The 629-nt window shown below is 33.4% G+C and carries 1 pseudogene; it reads left to right on the top strand.

Features of this window, described 5'->3' with window-relative positions:
• Positions 1-354: 354 nt before the first annotated feature.
• Positions 355-629, top strand: a pseudogene (locus tag JN080_RS28980) (hypothetical protein); the annotation flags it as partial.

Genomic DNA, 629 nt, shown 5'->3' with positions numbered 1-629 from the left:
TCTTATTCAAAGTCATTCCGACATTCACTATACCGTTTAAATTTGTAATTTTAAAATTGCCAATGTTACAAATTAAATTTCCGACTAAAGCCATCCCACCACCTCCTGAATGCTTTAGATTATGAATAATAAAATTGAAATGTGTTTTAATTCCTCTTTTATTTTTGGGGCTACGGGACATACAAAATTAAGTAAATTATCCGTTCCCATGCAGGCACCGGCCCTATAGCAAAACGCGGAACCCCAGGCTTATATACGTAAAACAGAAAAATTGAAGCGATTTGAATTGAAGTAGAAAAACCAAGATATACGTATCAGTATGATGCAGCAGGGAATCTAGCTTATCAAAATGATTTGGTTAACAATACCCTCCATCATTATATTTTTGATCCAGCGGATCGTTTAGTAAAGGTGACAGATTCAAATAACAATGAGCTAAATTACAATTACGATTTAAATAACAATATCAGTTCTGTGTCAGACAAAATCAACAATACTACACATACCACGAATTATTCATACGACGGTGATGATAAGTTAACAAAAACTACCTATGGGTCGAATGAATATGACAATAATTACGATTCATTAGGAGGATTGAACAATAGTGTTATTAAAACGGGGATAAG

It is taken from the genome of Bacillus sp. EB600 (assembly GCF_024494385.1).
GTDB lineage: Bacteria > Bacillota > Bacilli > Bacillales > Cytobacillaceae > JAEVLT01.
Note: the sequence above shows the minus strand (reverse complement) of the source record. Positions and strands in the feature narration are given on the sequence as shown.